Below are 639 nucleotides of genomic sequence, written 5' to 3'. Positions count from 1 at the left end.
ATGCAAACTGGGTCTTTGGTGGGGATGTCAATTAGGACCATGCCTGGGCTAGAATGTCGCTCAGACTCCCACCTCCAGAAATGCTGCTTTACATCCATCGGTTTGCCTAAGCTTACTTGGCCCCGAATAAACCGCCGTTGATTGGTGCCCCTGCCATGACCGACTACTCCGCCGTTGATAAATCTTCCTCTATTTCCAACGAGTCCGACTGCATTCAGGCAGAATTGATGGCCGAGGAGGAAACTAACCCTGGGGTAACCTATGAACCGGGGGAGTCAAGCTTGGCGGCTTTGGATTCTCCCCTAGAGGCAACGGAGAGTTTTGCCTTCAGCTTCATTGATCGCCCAGTTCCCCAGAGTAAAGAATCCCCCACTTCCACAGAGGAACTTTTCGCCCGCCTGTTCACCCCCTGGAGTTTGGTGGGACTGCTGATGTTGGTGGCGGCCAATGGCCTATTGACCATCTACGGTTTGACCGCGAGGGTGCCGGGGCCAGCGATGACAGTGGCTAACTTTGACGGTTTACCCCCCATTCCCCCCAGCTTGCCTCCAGTGGCGGAAGTTTCCCCTCGCCTTAACTTACAAAAGCTCAGTGAGGTAGTGGTGGTGCGGGAGCCGGAACAATCTATTCCCCGTTCCC

The 639-nt window shown here is 54.9% G+C and carries 1 protein-coding gene; it reads left to right on the top strand.

Features of this window, described 5'->3' with window-relative positions:
• Positions 1-155: 155 nt before the first annotated feature.
• Positions 156-639: hypothetical protein (locus ACLNEE_RS16830; RefSeq protein ID WP_412007444.1), on the top strand; the 484-nt coding region annotated here is incomplete at its 3' end.

The organism is Aphanothece stagnina RSMan2012, assembly GCF_046764815.1.
Taxonomy (GTDB): Bacteria; Cyanobacteriota; Cyanobacteriia; order PCC-6307; family Cyanobiaceae; genus NIES-981.
The sequence above is the reverse complement of the archived record's forward strand: the minus strand, read 5'-3'. Positions and strand labels throughout refer to the sequence as shown.